The organism is Bacteroidota bacterium (assembly GCA_016194975.1).
Lineage (GTDB): Bacteria > Bacteroidota > Bacteroidia > Palsa-965 > Palsa-965.
Genome location: JACQAM010000022.1, coordinates 224701 through 244894, shown reverse-complemented (window position 1 = coordinate 244894; position 20194 = coordinate 224701). Strand labels below are relative to the sequence as shown.

Annotated in this window: 17 protein-coding genes; 10 read left to right on the top strand and 7 right to left on the bottom strand. The window is 44.5% G+C overall.

The features are described 5' to 3' along the window. Positions 1 to 88: 88 nt before the first annotated feature. Positions 89 to 535 carry a YbjN domain-containing protein gene (locus tag HY064_14270; GenBank protein MBI3511823.1) on the bottom strand — a complete coding sequence of 149 codons (447 nt, stop codon included), beginning with the start codon at positions 533 to 535 and terminating at the stop codon, positions 89 to 91. Between the two features lie 227 nt (positions 536 to 762). Here HY064_14270 and HY064_14265 point away from each other — a divergent pair, with 227 nt between their 5' ends. The 3 genes from HY064_14265 to HY064_14255 all read left to right on the top strand — a co-directional run bounded on the left by HY064_14265 (position 763) and on the right by HY064_14255 (position 3572). Beyond that, on the top strand, positions 763 to 1689 hold the full coding sequence (locus HY064_14265) for an ABC transporter ATP-binding protein (GenBank protein ID MBI3511822.1): 927 nt from the start codon (positions 763 to 765) through the stop codon (positions 1687 to 1689). A 79-nt stretch (positions 1690 to 1768) separates the two neighbouring features. Further along, positions 1769 to 2995 carry an ABC transporter permease gene (locus HY064_14260; GenBank protein MBI3511821.1) on the top strand — a complete coding sequence of 409 codons (1227 nt, stop codon included), beginning with the start codon at positions 1769 to 1771 and terminating at the stop codon, positions 2993 to 2995. Between the two features lie 169 nt (positions 2996 to 3164). Next, entirely contained in the window at positions 3165 to 3572 is a 408-nt protein-coding gene (locus HY064_14255) for a cobalamin B12-binding domain-containing protein (GenBank protein ID MBI3511820.1), read from the top strand. A gap of 240 nt (positions 3573 to 3812) precedes the next feature. Here HY064_14255 and HY064_14250 read toward each other — a convergent pair whose 3' ends face one another. Then, positions 3813 to 5090: a T9SS type A sorting domain-containing protein gene (locus HY064_14250; protein MBI3511819.1), complete on the bottom strand. Its 1278-nt coding sequence runs from the start codon at positions 5088 to 5090 to the stop codon at positions 3813 to 3815. Between the two features lie 319 nt (positions 5091 to 5409). Here HY064_14250 and HY064_14245 point away from each other — a divergent pair, with 319 nt between their 5' ends. The 7 genes from HY064_14245 to HY064_14215 all read left to right on the top strand — a co-directional run bounded on the left by HY064_14245 (position 5410) and on the right by HY064_14215 (position 13977). Continuing rightward, a complete protein-coding gene (locus HY064_14245; GenBank protein MBI3511818.1) occupies positions 5410 to 6129 on the top strand; it encodes a hypothetical protein in 720 nt (239 codons plus the stop codon). A 518-nt stretch (positions 6130 to 6647) separates the two neighbouring features. Beyond that, the gene (locus HY064_14240; protein MBI3511817.1) at positions 6648 to 8792 is read left to right on the top strand and encodes a HEPN domain-containing protein; all 2145 of its coding nucleotides are present in this window, start codon (positions 6648 to 6650) and stop codon (positions 8790 to 8792) included. Between the two features lie 63 nt (positions 8793 to 8855). After that, positions 8856 to 9659 (top strand): uroporphyrinogen-III C-methyltransferase, encoded by an 804-nt coding sequence (gene cobA, locus HY064_14235; GenBank protein ID MBI3511816.1) that lies wholly within the window; start codon positions 8856 to 8858, stop codon positions 9657 to 9659. Between the two features lie 17 nt (positions 9660 to 9676). Continuing rightward, positions 9677 to 11206: a TSUP family transporter gene (locus HY064_14230; GenBank protein MBI3511815.1), complete on the top strand. Its 1530-nt coding sequence runs from the start codon at positions 9677 to 9679 to the stop codon at positions 11204 to 11206. After that, the gene (locus HY064_14225; GenBank protein MBI3511814.1) at positions 11203 to 11850 is read left to right on the top strand and encodes a phosphoadenylyl-sulfate reductase; all 648 of its coding nucleotides are present in this window, start codon (positions 11203 to 11205) and stop codon (positions 11848 to 11850) included. Before HY064_14230 ends, HY064_14225 begins: the two co-directional genes overlap by 4 nt. Positions 11851 to 11923: 73 nt before the next feature. Beyond that, entirely contained in the window at positions 11924 to 13135 is a 1212-nt protein-coding gene (locus HY064_14220) for a homoserine dehydrogenase (GenBank protein MBI3511813.1), read from the top strand. 176 nt (positions 13136 to 13311) lie between these two features. After that, positions 13312 to 13977 carry a hypothetical protein gene (locus HY064_14215; GenBank protein MBI3511812.1) on the top strand — a complete coding sequence of 222 codons (666 nt, stop codon included), beginning with the start codon at positions 13312 to 13314 and terminating at the stop codon, positions 13975 to 13977. A gap of 86 nt (positions 13978 to 14063) precedes the next feature. On the opposite strand, the gene HY064_14210 is transcribed toward HY064_14215, so the two are convergent. The 5 genes from HY064_14210 to HY064_14190 all read right to left on the bottom strand — a co-directional run bounded on the left by HY064_14210 (position 14064) and on the right by HY064_14190 (position 20188). Then, the gene (locus HY064_14210; GenBank protein ID MBI3511811.1) at positions 14064 to 14441 is read right to left on the bottom strand and encodes a DoxX family protein; all 378 of its coding nucleotides are present in this window, start codon (positions 14439 to 14441) and stop codon (positions 14064 to 14066) included. Positions 14442 to 14542: 101 nt separating this feature from the next. After that, the gene (locus HY064_14205) at positions 14543 to 15076 is read right to left on the bottom strand and encodes a GNAT family N-acetyltransferase (protein ID MBI3511810.1); all 534 of its coding nucleotides are present in this window, start codon (positions 15074 to 15076) and stop codon (positions 14543 to 14545) included. A 2-nt stretch (positions 15077 to 15078) separates the two neighbouring features. Then, positions 15079 to 15693, bottom strand: a complete 615-nt coding sequence (locus HY064_14200; GenBank protein ID MBI3511809.1) for a hypothetical protein — start codon at positions 15691 to 15693, stop codon at positions 15079 to 15081. Further along, the gene (locus HY064_14195) at positions 15653 to 16912 is read right to left on the bottom strand and encodes a DUF2029 domain-containing protein (protein MBI3511808.1); all 1260 of its coding nucleotides are present in this window, start codon (positions 16910 to 16912) and stop codon (positions 15653 to 15655) included. Before HY064_14195 ends, HY064_14200 begins: the two co-directional genes overlap by 41 nt. Before the next feature lie 12 nt (positions 16913 to 16924). Further along, positions 16925 to 20188, bottom strand: coding sequence for a SpoIIE family protein phosphatase (locus HY064_14190; protein ID MBI3511807.1), 3264 nt, complete (start codon positions 20186 to 20188; stop codon positions 16925 to 16927). Positions 20189 to 20194 lie beyond the last annotated feature (6 nt).

Genomic DNA, 20194 nt, shown 5'->3' with positions numbered 1-20194 from the left:
TAATGCATTCTGCCTGCTGCCGCTTACAACTTCCCGCCCGCCCGCCCGTGCCGGTACGGACGGGGATGACCCGGTCGGACGGCCGCTGTTACCCCCTTCCACCCTGCGCCGGCCAGTATTTCGCTTTCAACACATCATCATAATCATCGGCATAAATTCCGATACGGTCAAATGTTGCGCGCACTTCCGATTTGTCGAGTCCTTCGAGTTCGCGGATCGCTTTGATGTACGCCCACTTTTCGAAAATAGTGAAACCCACTCCGTAAAGCGTGTGATTGATCTCGAGTAATTCTTTGGTGAATGCCGCCTGGTTTTCTACAGGCACTTCACAAATGGGAGCCATGATCTGCATGTATCCTCCGTCAACGGGATTTCCATCTTTGTCTTTCGACTGCCAAACATCGATCCAAACGTTTGCAGAACCAAGGCGCATATTCCAAGTACCGGGTTTTTCACCGCGTGCAGTTGCCGGATCTACGCCGAGATCGCGGATTACTTCTTCCACCAGATTGGTGTAATGATTGATGTGTTCCATGACAATTTTTTTTGAGTTTGTTAGTACTGAGAAAACAACCGCAGTAAATGTACAATTTGTACTGTACGATTTACAATTTATCAGGCCGCCCGGCAGGCAGACAATTTGTGCTACTCCGTATAGCGTAATTTGTATATTCGCGTAATTCGTAATCCCTGCCCGCAGCAGCGCAAGCCCTCGCATTGGCAGGCGGGCGTAGTCTTCGTATAAATCCGTAATCCTCCCTCATGATAGAAGTAAAAGATCTAAAAAAATCCTACGGCACACAGGTGGCGCTCAATGGAATTTCTTTCTCCATTGCCGACGGAGAATTCTACGGTTTGCTCGGACCAAACGGCGCGGGAAAAACAACAACCATTTCCATCATCAGCACCATTCTCGATCCGGACAGCGGAACGATCATGATCAACGGAATGCCGCTCGATAAAAATAAAACTGCATGCAAAAAAATAATCGGCGTTGTTCCGCAGGAGATCGCTTTGTATGATAAACTCACTGCACTGCAGAATCTGGAATTCTGGGGCTCACTGTATGACGTGGAAAAAAATCTGCTGAATAAAAGAATTGATGAAACGCTTGAACTGCTCGGGCTCTCCGACAGGAAAAATGATAAAGTGAAAGATTATTCCGGCGGAATGAAACGCCGCATCAACATCGCCTCCGCACTTTTACACGAACCGAAAATTCTTTTCATGGATGAACCCACAGTTGGTATCGATCCGCAGAGCCGCAATCTCATTTTCGAAGTGGTGGAAAAATTACACAAGCGAGGAATGACCATTGTGTACACCACACATTACATGGAAGAAGCAGAACGTTTCTGCGATCGTATCGGGATCATTGACAAAGGAGAGATCATTGTGCAGGGAACTTTAAAAGAGCTGAGAGATTTTTCGAAAATGAAAGAATCCATTCTTGTACGCTACACAAATGCCGGTAATGGAACGGAACAGAAAATAAAAGATCATCTCAAAGGAGAATACACACTTTCTGACGGAGAAATTATTTTTGCCAGCAACGATCTTCGGTCCGATCTTCCACGCGCCATCAATCAGTGCGCCGAAGCCGGGCTCGAACTTTCGCACATTGACATTCAAAAAGTAAATCTCGAAACCATCTTTTTAAAACTCACGGGAAAACAATTGAGAGATTAGTCAGCCTTCGACAAGCTCAGTCTGACAATCATCCTTACATCAGTTTAAATCCGTAATCCTTCCACCAAGTAATCCTCCCATGATAAAAATCGCTCTCAAAGACATTAAGCTTTTCATCACCGATCGCCGTGCACTGCTGATGACTTTTTTCATGCCTGTTGCGCTCATCTCCATTTTCGCAATGGCTTTTGGCGGAGAACGCGAACACAATGCCAAACCAATGAATTTGCTCGTGGCCGATCTCGATCAGACGAAAAGCAGCAAAGACATTATCACACAAATCGATTCGCTGAAAAATATTTCTGTTACAAGAATTCCGCTCGACTCCGGAACACGTCTTGTGAAAACCGGGGAAGAAAGTGAATTGCTCATTTTCAATAAAGGTTTCGGCGATTCGCTGGAGAATGCAAATCCCCTGCCACTCGAAATGAAATACGATCCTTCTAAAGCAGCAGAAACAGGAATGATGCAGCAGGCGCTCATGAGCAGTCTCATGCGCATGATAGGAAAAGATTTTGTGATGAAACGTGTAATGAAAAAAGTAGAGAAGATGAACGGCGGCGCCCCACTCGACTCTTCAGCAAAATCAAATATGCAGAACATGTTCGCTTCAAATTTCGGCGGCGGTGATAACAGCGGCGGCCCGCCTATCAATATTGAAATGTCATCTGTTGTAGAAGAAAAACAAAGTAGTCCCGGATTGATACAAGCGGTTGCCGGTACTGCGGTGATGATGCTTTTATTCGGACTCGCTGCAATGGGCGCAGGCATGCTCGAAGAAAAAGAGAACGGAACTTTAAAACGTTTGCTTTATTCGCCGGTTAAATCCATTCACATTCTCCTCGGAAAAACTATTGCATCTATCCTGCTCGCGCTTATGCAGCTTTCTGTTTTGTTTCTCTACGCATCATATGCATTTCATCTCGATCTCGGAAAAAATGTTCCTGCGCTCCTACTCATGATGCTCACCACCGCCTACGCCTGCGCAGGATTCGGAATGTTCCTCGCTTCCATTGCAAAAAGTCGCCAGCAGGTGCAAATGCTTTCTTCCATCATCGTGCTTTCCATGTCGGCCATCGGTGGAAGTATGATTCCCACTTTTCTCATGCCTGCGTTTATGCAGAAAATGTCGCTCTTCTCCGTCAACTACTGGAGCATCCAGGGATTTTACGATATCTATTGGAGAAATCTCGCATTCAGCGATACCGCATTTCTGCTTCGCCCGCTCATGTTATTTCTCATCGGAACAGGAATGATGATTCTCAGCCAGGTGTTTTTCAAGAGGAATGTTCTGAAATTAGCTTAGGAAGTTTACAGTTGTCAGCGGCGGTTGTCAGGATTCAGTTGTCAGTTGTCAGGATTCAGAACGTGTCCTTGGAATAAATTTATATCTGTTTATAACCGAATAAAAACGTTTACACTAACGCTGACAACTGCCGCTGACACTGACAACTGACAACTCTTATCTTTACCAAATGAATCGTCCCATCCGTGTTCTCGTTGCAAAAGTTGGCCTCGACGGGCATGACCGCGGAGCAAAAGTGATTGCAAGTTTTTTGCGCGATGCGGGGATGGAAGTTATTTACACCGGCCTTCGTCAAACTCCCGAGATGGTGGTGAATGCCGCGCTGCAGGAAGATGTGGATGTGATTGGCGTAAGTATTCTCTCGGGCGCGCACATGACCGTTTTTCCGAAGATCATGAAACTCATGAAAGAAAAAAATCTCGGCGATGTGCTGCTCACCGGCGGAGGAATTATTCCCGATGCCGATATGAAAAAGCTGAATGAAATGGGAGTCGGAAAATTATTTCCTCCCGGCACCGAAACAAAAACGATCGTCGATTACATGACGGAGTACGTGAAGAATCACCGGAGAAATTGATTTCAATTTTTTTTCTGAATTTTTTTTAGGAGCGCAACTTCTGCTCACTGAATTTTCTGCGTTCCCGTCGCATGCAATCCCGAACGTATTCGGGAAATGCATGCACCGGGGCTAAGCGTTGTCACTGCATCACTTTAAATTTTCTCCTGTGACTTCCTTTGAACTTCGTGGCTTTTCATCAAACGTCAAACATTTTTCAAATTCAGACTGCCGCTGACAACTACTGCTGCCTTCTGCTTTTCACTCTTTCACAAATCTCCGCGTGGAAGTTCCGGAAGAAGTTTTTACGGAAATAAAATAAACTCCCGGATCATACCCTGCAAGATTTATCGTTTCATTCAATTCGACTGCTGCGGAAACTGATTTCGTGAAAACAGTTTCGCCAAGAATATTTGAAACCGTGATCGTTGCAGAAACAGAATTTGCAAATGTTTCTTTCACCGTCAGAAATTCAGTGGCCGGGCTCGGGAATAAATTCAGATTACTTTTTACTGACGGATCCTGCACGCCGGTCGTAAATGTGATTGTCACCACCTGGCAAGACATGCATCCATTCGCATCCGTCACACAACAAGTATAAGATCCTATGCATTGATTGGTGATCGTTGCTGTCGTTTGTCCGCCCGGCGACCACACGTACGTGTAAGCAGGATTTCCACCCGTTGCAATTGCAGAGGCAGATCCATCACAGCAGGAACTACAGGAAGCAGGAACAGTTGAAGTATTAACGCTGAGCGCTGTTGGCTGGGTGATTATGAAGGTTTGTGTTATAGTACAACCATTCGCATCCGCTATCGTACACGTATAGCTGCCCGGGCAAAGTCCGCTGGCAGTAGAGGTGGTTGTTCCTGTAGGCGCCCACGAATAAGTATAACCCGGCGTACCACCGGAAACAATTACCTGAGCAACTCCATTACAATTACCATTACAGGTAACATTCACCTGCGATGGAGTTACTGCGAGCGGTGTTGGTTGTGTTATGGCAACTGTAGAAGTGGCTGTCGCACCAACAGCATCCATAACTGTAACGGTGTAATTGCCGGCGCACAATCCCGGTGCAGTTGGCGCTGTTCCTCCTGCGGGTGACCATGAGTAAGTATAAGGCGCAGTTCCCCCGCTTGCTGTTGCCGTAGCCGTTCCGTTGCATTGCCCGTTACACAAAACATTCGTGTGCGAAGTGGTAACAGTAAGAGGAGAAGAACAGGAAACAACAATTATTCCTGAATAATAACTGGTGTTGCAATAGCACGTAAAATTATAATTGCCCGCACAGGGAACTACCGTGTAAACAGGAGTTGTAGTGTTGATCGGAAAGTACCATGGAGTAGCACAAGCAGGAATGAGGGTAGATCTAACGCTGTCTGAACATCCGCCCCAGGTCCATTTTATACTGTCGCCGCAAACTGCGGTGGTAGTCGTAGGATTTATTCCTGTACAATAAACGAATATCGTATGCTGCGTTGCGTTTGCAAAAAAAGTTGCGCATGCAAATAATAGGATGGAGTAGAATTTTTTCATGTGAAGAAGGATTAGAGGGTTAATTTGCCATAGTGAATATAGTAAAAAACGGCATAGGTGCAGCAGGCCATAGTGGAGCGACTACGGCCAAGAAATGCAACCCCGCCTGCTAAAGGAAAATGGGTCGTGCGTGGGCGGGCAGGGAAGGATGAACAAAAATGGCGCATAACAAAACAGAAGGATGAAATTTAAACAGCCTCTTATACCACGGCCCAATAATTGAATTTCCCAATCCTTGAATCTTTGAATCTTGAATCTTTGAATTCTTGAATTTCATTGGCACGATTTTTACATAGATTTACTTACCTAATCACGCACAATGCATCTCCGCTGCACAACTTCTCTTTACTGCTTACTGCTTTCTGCCTCCTGCCTTCTTCTTTTTTCCTGCGAAGGCGACGTTCGTTTCACAACACAACAACCGAATTCTGTTCCTGCACTCAAAGAAGTTCCCGCTTCCCTGCAGGGCGATTATGTGAGCAACAACGATTCTCTTTATGTGCGCGCAAATTCCATGACACTCATTCGGCCCACGCGCATCACTATTCCCATTGCTGATACTTCCAAAATTGGTTTATCGAAAGGCAAAAACGGAAAGTATTATTTCAAAGCAGGAGAAGACCGTTACGTGGAAAAAATGAATAATGATTCTGCAACGATCGTCACGCGTAACACACAGGTTTACAAACTGGGGAAAGATACCGTGCTCAAAATTTTCAACGGCGATTACTGGCTGAGCATGAAAAATATTACGGCCGATAATAAAGAGGAATGGAAAGTAATGCAGATCACGCTGCACAAAAATAAATTGTCGATCGCTGTTCCTTCGTTGCCTAAAGACGAAAAAAGAAAAATGTCGGACCGCATGGATGAAAAAAAATCAACCGTAGATTCCACCGGCGTTTTTTCATGCGTTACTCCATTCACACGATCTTCCGATCAGACCTATTACGTAGTGGCGGCCACACCGGATCAACTGAAAAATCTCGATCGCCGCGGGCTCTTCCGTCCGGTTGCTACATTCGATAAAGTGAAGTGATTCAGAATTATTTTCGCTGAAACTTGCTCCGTATTGTTTTTCCGCATTATATTTGCGCCGGTAAACATGAAAACACCGCAATTCCATAACCAATCAAAGATCAACTGCAACATGTGTTGCATGATCATACCTTAACCGGAATTGCCAATCAATAAGAAAAGCTTTTCCGTTATGCGGAGAAGCTTTTCCCTTTTAATACCAACTCACAAAAAAATATTTCAAAGAGAATCAACATGAAAACTGCGACGAACCACTTCCACTCCACTTACATGTGCGCAAGCATGTGTATGTGCTGCTGCATGCGCAGTAGCCCGGGAGTGTTGTATTCGTCGTGAAGTTGATTGTTGGTGTGTTGAGCGAAGCCCTCCCGGTAAAACGAGAGGGCTTTTTCTTTTGCGAATTACGAATCATACGGATATACGAATTACAGATCAGTGCGAAACCAGGAATATCAACAAAGCAACAACGGGTTGGCCAATGGCCGGCTCCGATAAAAAATAATCTAAAAATTCTCTGACATGCAAAGCTTCAGAACAGAACTCGAAAATATTACAACGGACAAAACAACGCTTGTAGAACGCGACATTATTGATCTCGAAGAAAAGATCCGGCTTTTCCGCAATGGAACTATGGATCCTGAAAAATTCCGTTCGCTCCGTCTCGCGCGCGGCGTGTACGGCCAGCGCCAGCAAGGCGTGCAGATGGTGCGCATAAAAATTCCGTACGGAAAAATTTCTCCCGGTCAGTTGCGCCGCATCGCATCGCTCTCCGATGAATTCTCCAATGGGAATCTTCACCTTACCACGCGTCAGGATATTCAGCTGCATCACATTTCACTTGACGATACGCCGGAGCTCTGGGAAAAACTCGAACGCGGTTACGAAGAAGAAGGGATCACTTTGCGCGAGGCGTGCGGAAACACAGTGAGAAATGTAACCGCTTCTCCTTCGGCAGGAATTGATCCGGAGGAACCGTTCGATGTAACGCCTTACGCTGATGAATTGTTCCGTTATTTTTTGCGCAATCCTGTTGGCCAGGACCTGGGCCGCAAAATAAAAATTGCATTCTCTTCTTCTGAAAAAGATTCTGCATTCACTTTCATTCACGATTTTGGTTTTATTCCGCGCGTAGAAATTTCCGGAAATAAAATAATCCGAGGATTCAAAGTGCTGATCGGCGGAGGGCTCGGCGCACAACCATTCCCCGCAGAAACGGCTTTTGAATTTTTGCCGGCCAATGAAATTATTCCATTCACAGAATCTGTTCTCCGGGTATTCGATCGCTATGGCGAAAGAAACAACCGTCACAAAGCGCGGTTAAAATATCTCGTGGACAAGATCGGCCTCAGCGAAATTCTTCGTCTTGCAGCAGAAGAAAGAAAAGTGCCGGGAAATTTTATTTCTTCAGTGAAGCCGGCAGAAGCGATCTTTGAAAATAACCATGCGGAGGTTTTTACCACCTTCCGCATTTCGGGAACCAGCGAATATTCTTCCTGGCTGAAAGCAAATGTGTGGGAGCAGAAACAGAAAAATAGTTTTGCTGCCGGTGTAAAAATCCCGCAGGGAAATATTTCTTCAGTGCTTGCAAGAAAATTTTCCGCAATTGCGGAGCGTTATGCGTCGAAAGATATCCGCATCACTCCGGGACAGAGTTTTCTTCTTCGTTTCATTCCTAAAAATGCATTGCCCGCATTATTTCATGAGCTGAAAAACCTGGGGCTTGCTTCATCCGGATCAGATGCACTCGGAGATATAACTTCCTGCCCGGGAACCGACACGTGTAATCTCGGAATTTCCAACAGCACCGGCGTTTCCGCCGAACTGGAAAAAATAATCAGCGAAGAATTTCCGCATCTCGTTGCAGAAAAAAATATCCGCATCAGGATCAGCGGCTGCATAAACAGTTGCGGACAACATGGGCTCGCCCAGATCGGTTTTCACGGAAGTTCGCAGAAAGCCGGCGAGCATGTTATTCCCGCCCTGCAGCTTTTACTCGGTGGTGGAGCAACGGGCAGTGGCCCTGGAAGAATTGCAGAGAAGGTGATCAAATTTCCCTCGAAGCGCGCTCCTGCCGTGTTGAGAATTCTTCTTTCCGATTTCGAAGTGAATTCGAAAAATGAATCGTTCAACGATTATTATGACCGCGCCGGAAAAAATTATTTCTATCATTTACTAAAACCGGTTGCAGACACAACTTCACTTAGCGACGAGGAGTTCATAGACTGGGGACAGGAAACAAAATTTGAAACGGCGATAGGCACAGGCGAGTGCGCGGGCGTGAAGATTGATCTTGTTTCTACACTGTTGTTCGAAGCAAAAGATGCACTTGCCGCTTCAGAAGAAAATTTTAATGAGAAAAAATATTCAGACGCTTTGTACACCGCTTACAACGCATTCATTCACGCCGCGAAAGCATTGTTGCTCGACAAAAATGTTTTGGTGAATACGCATCACGGCGTGTTGTCCGATTTTGAAAAAAATTATGGAGAACATCCCGCTTTCCGTTCGGTAAATAATTTCAGTGAATATGTTCTTCGCTTCAATCGCCATGCGGCAACGGAATTGTTTGCACGGATCTATCTGAACGATGCAAAAGAATTTGTTTTCACTGTAGAAAACTATCGCGAACAACAAAAAGAATTATCCAACTTGAATCTCAACTGAAAATGAAAAACATCATCAACCATTTTTTCAAACGTAAAAATCATTAACTCAAAACTCGAAACAATGTCATACGAAAATAGACAACCAAAGATCACGCTCGTAGGCGCAGGCCCGGGCGATGCAGAACTCATTACACTCAAAGGCATCAATGCACTTGGTGATGCCGATGTTGTTCTTTACGATGCGCTCGTGAATGAAGAATTGCTGAAATATGCGCCGATGAATTCGAAAAAAGTTTTTGTCGGGAAACGCGACGGACAACATTCCTACACACAGGAACAGATCAACACGCTGCTGGTCGATTACGCGTACACACACGGGCACGTAGTGCGCCTAAAAGGCGGAGATCCATTTGTATTCGGCCGCGGCATAGAAGAAATTGAATTCGCAGAATCGTTCAATATTCCTGTAGGATGGATCCCCGGCATTTCCAGTTCCATCGGCGTTCCTGCTTCACAGGGAATTCCTGTTACGCATCGCGGAATAAGTGAAAGTTTTTGGGTGATCACGGGAAGAAATTCAGAAACCCGCCCGGACGGCACGGTCGGACAGGGAAAAGTTCCGGAAGATGTAAAACTCGCTGCAAAATCAGAAGCAACGGTAGTTATCCTGATGGGTTTGAAAAAACTTCCTGAGATCATAAAAATTTATCAGTCGTTTGGCCGCGGAAATTTACCGGTTGCGGTGATACAGGACGGAACATTGCCTTCAGAAAAAATTGCGATCGGTTCCATCGATACGATCGTGCACGCAGTAGAAGCAGAAAATATCGGCGCTCCTGCAGTGATCGTCATTGGCGAAGTGGTGCGGAAAAATCCGCAGGCAGCTTATTTACTTTCGCTCGAAGATCATTTGCTGCAATCGTAATTCCTAAGCGAAAAAATATGAATTTTGCAGTCCCATACGAAGTGGAATTGAAAGAGAAAGAAACCGAAACGGAATCGAATGAACTTTTCCCTGTTTTTCTGAAACTGGAAGAACTGCGTGTGCTGCTCATTGGCGGGGGGAATGTTGCGTTGGAAAAACTGCAGGCCATTCTATCGAATAGTCCATCGGTTGCTATCACGCTCGTTGCAACAGATATCAGCAAAGAGATCGTCGATATTTCAAGAGAGTTCACAAATCTCATTCTATTTGAAAGAGAAGCGATCATTATGGATTTTGACGAGACCGATCTTGTTTTCATTGCTATCAACGATCGTCTTGCTTCTGAAGAACTCGCGGAAGAAGCGCATCGCAGAAATCTGCTTGTGAATGTGGCTGACACGCCGGAGCTTTGTGATTTTTATCTGTCGTCTGTCGTGCGCAAAGGAGATTTGAAAATTGCGATCTCTACCAATGGAAAATCGCCGACACTTGCTAAACGTTTGCGTGAAGTGCTGGATGAAAATATTCCGGCTGAAACGAATGATTCCATCAATCAGCTCAACAAACTAAGAACAACGCTCCGCGGTGATTTCGCCGAAAAAGTAAAAGTGCTGAACAAAGCCACGGCAATTCTTATCGAGCGCAAAGACAAGAAAAAAGTTTTCCGCCGTCGGGTGAGAACCGCTTTTCTTTATTCCATTTCCATTCTTGCGTTGCTGATCACCGGCCATCTTCTCTTCACAATTATTCCCTTTCATTCGATCGGGAATGCAACTGTCGGATTATTTTCTTCCGTCGATTCGCAAATCCTGTGGTGGATACTCGGCGGATTTATTGCACAGATGATTGATGGCGCACTGGGAATGGCTTATGGTGTGAGCACAACTACATTTTTACTTTCATTTGGTGTTGCACCGCAGATCGCGAGTATGAGCATGCACGCCAGCGAAATTTTTACAACGGGAGCTTCTTCGCTTTTTTACATGCGCTATCGCAACATCAACGTAAAACTTTTCAAAAATCTTTTTGTTCCCGGCGCAATTGGTGCGATCATCGGCGCATGCACATTATCGTTGCTGAAAAAATATATGTTCTATGTAAAACCTGTCGTCGCTGTTTACACACTCGTATTGGGAATTCTCATTCTGCGTAAAGCCATTGTATCGCGCATCATCCAGAAGAAAAAATTCAATCGGATCTGGCCGCTTGCTGCCGCAGGAGGATTTCTCGATGCTGCGGGCGGAGGCGGATGGGGGCCAATCGTGACTTCGACGCTCGTCGCAGGCGGGCGCGACCTGCGTTACACGATCGGGAGTGCGCACGCGGCAAGATTTTTTGTTGCGCTCATGGCAACGATCACTTACATCTGTTTGCTGGGCATCGGGCAATGGGAAATAATTCTCGGACTGATCATTGGTGCGGCTATCGCAGCGCCCATCTCGGTGTGGCTATCAACAAAAATTTCAGTACGGAACGGATTGATCCTTGTAGGATTTGTGGTGATCATCATCAGTATCCGCATCCTGATTACGACCTTTGTAAAATGACGATCGGGGAATTGAACGAAAAATATATTCTGTTGACGCCGGGACAACGCGTGAAAGAATTGTACAACGATTTTGATCGCGTGCTTTTTACTTCATCATTCGGTACTACGTCGGCTATTCTTCTCCATTTGTTCAGCAAAGAAAATCCAAAACAGAAAATTCATTTTCTCGATACCACTTATCATTTTGCAGAAACACTGCAGTACAAAGATCAATTGGAATCATTGCTGAATCTCGATGTGATCACGGTATTGCCTGAAGAATGGAAAAACAAATTCACCAATGAAGATCAGACCTGGTCGAAAGATCCTGACCTGTGCTGCTCCATCAATAAAGTAGAACCGCTCGATAAAATAAAACCCGATTTCCGGATATGGGTTTCCGGACTGATGCAATCGCAGAATTCTTACCGGAAAAAAATGAAGATCTTCGAAGAGAAAGACGGGATCATCAAGTTTTACCCGATCATCGATTTTACTTTTGAAGACGCCAGGAGTTACATGAAGAAAAATAATTTACCATCACATCCGCTCGTCACGCACGGATTCGCCTCTGTCGGCTGCATTCACTGCACTGTAAAAGGAAGAGGGCGCGAAGGAAGATGGGTGAACAGGAATAAAACGGAATGCGGATTGCATCTATAATTTACCAATGGATTTTATTTAACCTTAATCAACTTAACAAATACAACCAACGAATAAACTGAATCAACCAATCATGACAGATAACAACAAAATAAAAGTAGCGCTCTTCGGGTTCGGATGCGTGGGACAGGGATTGTACGATGTACTCAATCACTCAGAAGTTTTGCAGGCCGACATCAGCCGGATCTGCGTGAAGGATCCGAAGAAAAAAAGATCGGTGGAAATGTCGCTCATTACTTACGATAAGAATGATATTCTTGATCGCAACGATCTCGACGTGGTGGTGGAAATGATCAACGATACTGAAGAAGCTTTTAAGATCGTGAAGCGTGCGATGGAAAATAAAACTTCGGTGGTGAGTGCAAGTAAAAAAATGCTGGCGTCTTATTTCGAAGAATTGTACAAACTACAGCAGGAAAATAATGTGGCGCTCATTTACGAGGGATCGGCCGGCGGAAGTATTCCCATCATCCGCACGCTCGAAGAATATTATGACAATGAGTTGCTCAGTTCGCTGCGTGGAATTTTAAACGGAACCACCAATTACATTCTCACCCGGATGGAACTGGAAAGCAAAGATTATTCTGATGTGCTTAAAGACGCGCAGAAAAGTGGTTTTGCCGAGATCGATCCATGGCTCGATGTTGCAGGATTCGATACACTTTACAAATTATGCTTGTTGAGTGTGCATGCCTTCGGTGTGATTCTCAAACCGGAAAATGTACTCGCGCTCGGAATTCAGAATATAACTTTCAACGACATCCGCTACGCGCGCGAAAAAGGTTTGCGCATAAAATTAGTGGCGAGCGCTGCAAAAGCGGGAGATGCTTTCCGCGTGTACGTGATGCCGCGGTTTGTAAAAGCAAACGATGAACTTTTTAAAATTCTTTACGAGTACAACGGCATAGAAGTAGAAGGCGCATTTTCCTGCACGCAGGTGTTCACGGGCAAGGGCGCGGGCGCGCATCCAACCGGGAGTGCTGTGCTCTCCGATATTTCTGCATTGACCTACAACTATAAATATTCTTACAAGAAACTGAAAAAGCTGCAACATACACTTGGCAAAGAATACAACGGAGAAAAATTATTGGACACTGATTTTGATCTGCGTGTTTACATTCGTTACAACAACGAAAGTGAACTGAAAGATTTCGATATAAAAAATGTGGTGGAGGAATACCGTTCGCCGGGAATGAATTTCATCATTGCTGATGTCGGATTCCGTTCGTTGTACAAACAGAAAGGAAATAAAGAGTCGAGAGTTTTTGTTTGTGCAGTGGAGTGAGGGGGGTGAATTACCAATCGTACAGATATGCGAATTACGGATGCGGGAATTACTTATTAAAGAAAATTACGAAAAGTTCGGGTGTTTTCGTGGTGATGTTTTGTAGATTAGAGGAAGAGACCCGGAATATATTTCAGTTAGCAAAGTACTGATGCCACATTTTAATTCCATTCCTCATGAAAGAAAAAGAATCTGATTTTTTAACGCATACGCAAAGAGTGGGATTCGTTTCTGCCGTATTTCCGCTTACCAGCATTCTTCTCATCGCAGCTGTTGCGGTGACCGCAACTAACAAATGGGCTTGCATTGGCGTTTGGTTTTTGTTTTTATCTATAGGCATTGGTTTTCTGAAACTGGGTATTCATTTTGACCAACAGCGTTTCTTCAAAATAAGTTCTGCATTACTGAATTCCTTCAACTTATTTCTGATCTGTTGGTTTGCCGGACCTAATTCACCGGGATTTCTTATTGGAATAACCTTCATCGGCGCCAATGTACTTTCTTCCACTCATCGCGGCGATCTTCTCGTTACGCTGGTCATTGCGTTGGGAATGATCAGTTGGGGATCTTACCTGACCGGAAAAAAACCGACTGAAATATTTATGATTCTGATGGTGCTTATTTGTGTTATTATCATTCTGTTCCGGTTGCTCCAGTTCACACTTTTCCAGGGGCGGGAGATTCTTTCGGCAAATAAAAAAATTGAATTGCAGAAAGAGATCATCGAAGAAAAAAACAAAGAGTTACTCAGCAGTATCCGTTACGCAAGAAGAATTCAAACTTCTCTTCTACCTACAGACCGTTATATCGGGAAATGTATTGCTCGGTTGAAATTGTGTTGAATCGGGGAATAAATTACCTGCGGACTGGCGAATCTGTTATCCTAAAAATGAGTTAATAAGTGCCGGGGTCCGATTCGAATACTCGATCAATTCGTAATTCGTACTCTTGTAAATTTTTTCGCCCACCAGATCAGGTAGAACTGTAGCGGAATTCTCACGACAGAGATCCAGAACCATTTCTCATTGGTTCCATAAAAAGATATCGTCATCGGGATGTGAATGAGAAAAAAGAAAACGACGAGCATGGCGATAATGAGCCAGGCGGAAATTTTTCTTGTTTGTAAAGGATATAAAAAAACTCCAAGCAGAATTTCAATTATTCCGCTTACGAAGATGAGCAATGAATGCTGCGGGATCCACAGCGGCATTAATCTGTTGTAGAATTCAGGATTGATGAAATGATAGATTCCCGCCAGTATGTAAAGTGGCGGCATTAACCAGAATAATATTTTTCTTGTTGACATATATTTTTTTCATACCGGAATCGTGCGGTGGTCATTGAGAGCGTAGCGCTGCAATCTTGCGGGAGGCATGTGGAGTACTCACTCTATCCCGCAAGATTGCTTCACCCTGTTCGCAATGACCACGGCACGATTTCGTACTCCATAATAAAGTCGTCCTGCACATCGGTTCCGAAAATGAATTTGACGCTGCCGGTAATTTTGAAATTCCATTTTTTGTAAACTGCAATAGCTCCTTCGTTCTTCTGCCACACACCGAGTTGAATTTTATCATACCCGCGTTCGGTTGCGAAGGAAACGCAATGGTCGAATAAAAGTTTCCCGATGCCTTTTCCTGCATGGCCGACTGAAGTATAGAATCGTAATATCTCAATTGGTTTTTCTGCATTCACATTATTTTCCTTAGGGAACAAAGCAAGTTTCAGGTAAGCCATCAACTCTTTATTTTCTTCCACAACAAAAAAAACATTTACAGGATCGGAAAGTTCGAGGTGAATATTTTCCGGCGAGAAATTTTTTTCAACGTACATCTTCATGTCCGTCTCCGTATTGAATTTTTCATACGCATTACAAAATGTGGAGATGGAAAGTTCACGGAGTTTTTCTGCGTCCGTGATCACAGCTTGCCTGATGATCATTTTCAATTGGTAAAATACTGCGGATAATTGTGCCGGTTGATGAACCGGCCGTAATTTTCCGTTTCGTAGATCCGGCTGTCGCGCAATGAAACTTTGTCGAAAATTTCTTCTATTCTTTTGCACGCTTCGAAATCTTCCGGAAAAACTTTCCACCATTCGCCAGAACCAATGGTATTGCTCACTGCGATCCAGAAATATTCTTCTGCAACGAAAATGAAACACTCTGCCTCCGCGATCATTTTCCATTTGGGTTGGGCAAGATCGGGAAACGATGGAATGGGATCAGGAAGATCGACGGAATTTTTTTTACCAATTGGTAATTCCGGCCGGAATATTTTCTCATTCTCTTTTATCGCTCGTAATTCAACACCAATGGACGAAAGTTTTCTGAGAAGATCATCTTTCCCGCTATGCCGGAATGTTACAACGAATTCATCGCCATCTTTCACAAATTCATTCAGTCCGCCGCGGGCAAAAGTAAAATACTTCAGCTCATTCATCCATTTCGTGATGAGTGGCCGCTCGTAGTTGCCAAAAACAATTCTATCCGGAAATTTTTCTGCCATCGCTGTTCTTTTATTTTTCAGTGACCACTTGTAGTATATCCTTCGGATCACAAAGCGAAATTACGACGATAAGAAGTAACGCCCCCCAGGTAATGGTTTTAAAATGCTGTGTAATGTCATTGTAATGCCGGCCAATGAGTCCGTCGGTAGTGAGTGTCATTAACAAAAATGAAAAAAGAAGCAGTACCATGCACGATATCCATTTTGTTCTTTTCTCATTGAGTGTTCGCACGCGCATCATGTAATACGTGACATACGCGCACGCAGGAAGGAGGAGATAAAATGCATATTTCTGCTGGTGCGGAAAAATGAGCGGGATCACCATGAGGATGTAACTCACTTCACGCAACACATGAAGATCGCCGCGGGAATTATTTTTTTTCACGCCAAGAAAATACAGTGTCCACGCGATGATCGCAAAACGAATAACGTTCGTGATCATTCCCGCTGCCTCCGGTGAAAGCGAAAGAATATTTCTCGTGATCGGCAGATCGCCTTGCGTTGGGGTAAATAAAGAAGGAATGAGCGCTGTAAGACTGTGAACATATTTATCGGCTTCTATCGTGTGTGTAGTTTGCGCCGGGTTGATCACACTCCACCATTCGTGAAGCAGAAAATCATTGAAACTGATTCCGATAAAAATTGCAGGAAGAAAAAGATAAATGACAAAAAATACTGTGGTGAATAATGCGGGAATAAATTGCCTGCGGTAAACCAGGTAAGGAACAATCACCACAGGAAGTAATTTAATATTGATTGCGAGTGCAAGTAGCGCGCTTCCGTAAATATTTTTTTTCTTTTCAAACAGCGAAAGACTTTCGAGTACTGCCCAGAGAATAAAAACAGTCATCTGTATGAGCGAGAAATTATAGAGCACAAAACGAAAGACCATTGCAAATGAGATGAGCAAAAAAAATATTTTTTGCTTTTCACTGAACATGCTCAGATCAAATCTTCTTTTAATGAGCACCCACGACCGCACGAGCCAGAACACAGAAGCAGACAGCCAGAGAAATTTCGGGATGAATGGCGAAATGAAAGTGAACGGAACCAGGATCGTTGCCCAAAGCGGACTGTAATAATACAATCCCGAAACATCGGGCGCAGAAAAGAGCGATACATTATAAATGTCTTTGTGCCGGCTGAGGAGTTGTGATGCTTCGAGAAATATTTTAAAATCGCCGTACGCGCGCGCCTGCATGATGACGAACGCGAGTGCGAGAAAAATTCCCACAGCAGAAAATATTTTTTTGTAAGAAATTCTGTTCATTCCGGGAATGGATCAGACTCTGATTCCGATCACCAGCATGTCGTCTACCTGCTCGAAGGTTCCTTTCCAGTTTTCGATGGCCTGGTCGAGTATGCGGTGCTGGTCTATCATTTCCTGATCCTGCATATTGAGCAGTAAAGCTTTCATCTGAGAGAGTTTGAATTTTTTTCCCTGCGGGCCGCCGAACTGATCGGCATACCCGTCAGAGAAAAGATAAATGGTATCGCCCGATTGCAATTGAACAGTTGTATCCGAATAATTTTTCGCGCTTTCTTCCTTGAATCCGCCAATAGAAATCTTGTCGGCCTTGTATTCATGGAATTGTTTTCCGCGAAACATATAAATGGAATTGAATGCGCCCGCATATTTCATTTCGAGCGAATCAACATCAATGCTTGCCAATGAAATATCCACACCATCGCGCACCTGTATATCGTCGATCGTATGCCGCATTTTTTCACTCATCGCTTTGTTCAGTTCGTCGAGCATCTTCGCGGGTGTTGCATTTGCATTTGCTTCGAGGATCTGCAGAATAAGATCGTTGGTGAAAATGCTCATAAACGCGCCGGGAACGCCGTGTCCGGTACAATCCACTGCAGAGATCAATGCTCTTCTTCTTCCATTCGCATTCAACAACCGATAGAAATAAAAATCGCCGCTCACAATATCTTTCGGTTTGTAGAGAATAAAAGATTCTGTGAATTGTTTTCTGAGTTCGCGGCTCGGCAGCAGCATGGTATCCTGCAAACGTTTTGCATACTTGATACTGTCGGTTACTTCTTTGTTTTTCTGCGCGAGTTCTTCGTTCTTCAAAGCAAGTTCCAGTGTGCGCTCCTCTACTTTTTCCTCGAGTATTTTTTTCTGTTTTTTGAGATTTGTTGTTCTCCATTTATCAAAACCGTAAATGCAGAACAGCACGAAGAGAATCATGATCACATAAAAAGTTGCGGTTTGCCAGAATGGCGGGCGAATGAAAAATTTATAAACGACCGGGGCCGCATTCCATTTCCCGTCATTGTTACACGCCTTCACTAAAAAAGAATATTCTCCGGGAGGAAGATTGGAATAAACTGCTTCGTTGTAATGCGTAGGCAGCGGCGACCAGTCTTTGTCGAATCCTTCGAGCTTGTACTGGTATTTTACTTTCTCCGGATTCGTCAATGAAATTCCCACGAATTGAAATGTGATGTGATTCTGATCGTAACTGAATTTCCCATCTTGCGGAAAATCTGCATCACGCATAAAAATTTTCAATCCGTTGATGAAGGTCAATGGTTCCGTTTCGTTTTTGCGATCTTCTTTCGGATCGAATTTAACTGCGCCCATAATCGTTCCGAACCACAACGCCCCGTCTTTTCCCAATGAAGCAGCGTTCGGATTCACTTCCACACCGAGAAATCCTTCGCTCTTTCCATAATGAATGAAGCTGCTGTCCTTGCGCACAAAACGATCGAGTCCCCTGCTGTTTCCCACCCAGATATTATTATCGTTGTCGCAAATAATGGCATACGGCGAATCGGTGCTCATGCCGTTTTTCATGGTGTAATTTTTAAAAGTTCTTCCATCAAATTCATAAATGCCGCCGCCATAAGCGCCGAACCAGATGTTGTGATCTTTATCTTCATTGATGGTGAGAATAAAACGATGAACAATGCCGCTCGATTCATCGTACTTGGTGAATGCTTTTCCATCGTACGCAGAAAGATATCCGCCGAGAGAACCAAACCAGATGGTGCCGCGACTGTCGCGGAAAATCCGGTAAACGTTATTTCCGCCGAGTCCATCTTCTATTGTGTAATTGCGGAACGTTTTTGAAAGCGGATCAAAACGCGAGGCACCTTCTTTCGTTCCTATCCAGATATTTCCATGGCCATCGCTGTTGATCGCGTACACAACATCGCCGGCGAGCCCGTCTTTCGTACTGAACGTTTCGAATTTATCGGAGCCGGGCGAAAGGCGGCTTACTCCACCGTATCCTGTTCCCACCCAAAGTGTATTCGATTCATCTTCGAAGAGCGAAAGAATAACATTTGTTCCGAGTCCGTCGGCAGTGGAATAATTTTTTGTCGTGAATTTTTTTTCGCCCGTTTCAGGAACCGTGTAAAAAGTAAGTTTCGTTAATCCGTCATTCGTTCCCAGCCACACATTTCCATCATGATCAACGCAAGTGGCCCACACAATATCATTATTCAATTGATCGAGACGATCGAACAACTGGAATCGTTCTCCGCGATATTGATTCAACCCCACATCCGTTCCGAGCCACACATTTCCTTCGCGGTCCTCGAGCATGCAATTCACATTAAAATAATTCAGTCCCTGGCGGGTGTTGTATTCTTTCACAACCGCATGATCGAGCGCATACAAAAGATTATTGGTAGAAACCGCCGGAGAAATTTTCACGGCTCCTCCCCCGGTTGTACCGAGCCAGAAATTTCCGTGCGTGTCCTGCGTGATCTCATTGATGAAATCGGAACCCGTACCTTCTGCACTTCCGAAAACTTTCATGGTAGCGGCGAGCGTAGAAACATTCCTGTTCACGAATCCCGAAGGCAATTGCAGCACCACAGCGCCTTTGTCGCCGGTGCCTATCCACATTTCCGATCCGTCTTTCGAAAGTTCGAGCGCAGTGATCACGTCGCTTGCAAATCCGCGGGCTGCATTGAAATTTACATACGATGCCGGCGAACTGATATCGCCTTTCGTATCGCAGATCGTGAGCCCGTGATCAGTTGCGATCCACATGTTGCTGCTCTTGTCCATCGCGAGATCATACACATTCGAACTCGCAAGTCCATCTTTCACATTCAACGCAAACATTTTATTTTTTGCAGGATCATAAATAAAAATTCCGGAACCTTCTGTTGCGATCCAGAAATATCCCTGCTCATCTTCCGTGATCGCGGTCACGGTATGAAAACGCGTGTACTCTTCGAGATTGAGACTTTCGAATTTTCCTGATTTCACATTGTAGCGGCTCACCCCACCTGCCCAGTGTCCGAACCAGATATCGCCTTTCGCATCTTTATAGGAAGCGGTGATCCAATCTTCAGCGAGTCCGTCTTTCTTCGAGAAATTCTGAAAGGTAAGCCCGTTGTATTTTGATAATCCCGCAAGTGTTCCGATCCACAAATTACCATTGTCGTCCTGCACGAGCGTCTGCACCTGCGACTGCACGAGTCCCTGCTCTACGCCGTAATTGATGAAACTCGTCGTTTGTGCGTGAACGAAAAAAGAGAAGGAAAGAAAAAGAAGAGTGAATAATTTTCTGATCATAAAATT

What these genes read in the sequence shown, in the direction of transcription:
- HY064_14270 (MBI3511823.1), bottom strand. Translation starts at nt 535, where the DNA reads ATGGAACACATCAATCATTACACCAATCTGGTGGAAGAAGTAATCCGC.
- HY064_14265 (MBI3511822.1), top strand. Translation starts at nt 763, where the DNA reads ATGATAGAAGTAAAAGATCTAAAAAAATCCTACGGCACACAGGTGGCG.
- HY064_14260 (MBI3511821.1), top strand. Translation starts at nt 1,769, where the DNA reads ATGATAAAAATCGCTCTCAAAGACATTAAGCTTTTCATCACCGATCGC.
- HY064_14255 (MBI3511820.1), top strand. Translation starts at nt 3,165, where the DNA reads ATGAATCGTCCCATCCGTGTTCTCGTTGCAAAAGTTGGCCTCGACGGG.
- HY064_14250 (MBI3511819.1), bottom strand. Translation starts at nt 5,090, where the DNA reads ATGAAAAAATTCTACTCCATCCTATTATTTGCATGCGCAACTTTTTTT.
- HY064_14245 (MBI3511818.1), top strand. Translation starts at nt 5,410, where the DNA reads ATGCATCTCCGCTGCACAACTTCTCTTTACTGCTTACTGCTTTCTGCC.
- HY064_14240 (MBI3511817.1), top strand. Translation starts at nt 6,648, where the DNA reads ATGCAAAGCTTCAGAACAGAACTCGAAAATATTACAACGGACAAAACA.
- cobA (MBI3511816.1), top strand. Translation starts at nt 8,856, where the DNA reads ATGTCATACGAAAATAGACAACCAAAGATCACGCTCGTAGGCGCAGGC.
- HY064_14230 (MBI3511815.1), top strand. Translation starts at nt 9,677, where the DNA reads ATGAATTTTGCAGTCCCATACGAAGTGGAATTGAAAGAGAAAGAAACC.
- HY064_14225 (MBI3511814.1), top strand. Translation starts at nt 11,203, where the DNA reads ATGACGATCGGGGAATTGAACGAAAAATATATTCTGTTGACGCCGGGA.
- HY064_14220 (MBI3511813.1), top strand. Translation starts at nt 11,924, where the DNA reads ATGACAGATAACAACAAAATAAAAGTAGCGCTCTTCGGGTTCGGATGC.
- HY064_14215 (MBI3511812.1), top strand. Translation starts at nt 13,312, where the DNA reads ATGAAAGAAAAAGAATCTGATTTTTTAACGCATACGCAAAGAGTGGGA.
- HY064_14210 (MBI3511811.1), bottom strand. Translation starts at nt 14,441, where the DNA reads ATGTCAACAAGAAAAATATTATTCTGGTTAATGCCGCCACTTTACATA.
- HY064_14205 (MBI3511810.1), bottom strand. Translation starts at nt 15,076, where the DNA reads ATGATCATCAGGCAAGCTGTGATCACGGACGCAGAAAAACTCCGTGAA.
- HY064_14195 (MBI3511808.1), bottom strand. Translation starts at nt 16,912, where the DNA reads ATGAACAGAATTTCTTACAAAAAAATATTTTCTGCTGTGGGAATTTTT.
- HY064_14190 (MBI3511807.1), bottom strand. Translation starts at nt 20,188, where the DNA reads ATGATCAGAAAATTATTCACTCTTCTTTTTCTTTCCTTCTCTTTTTTC.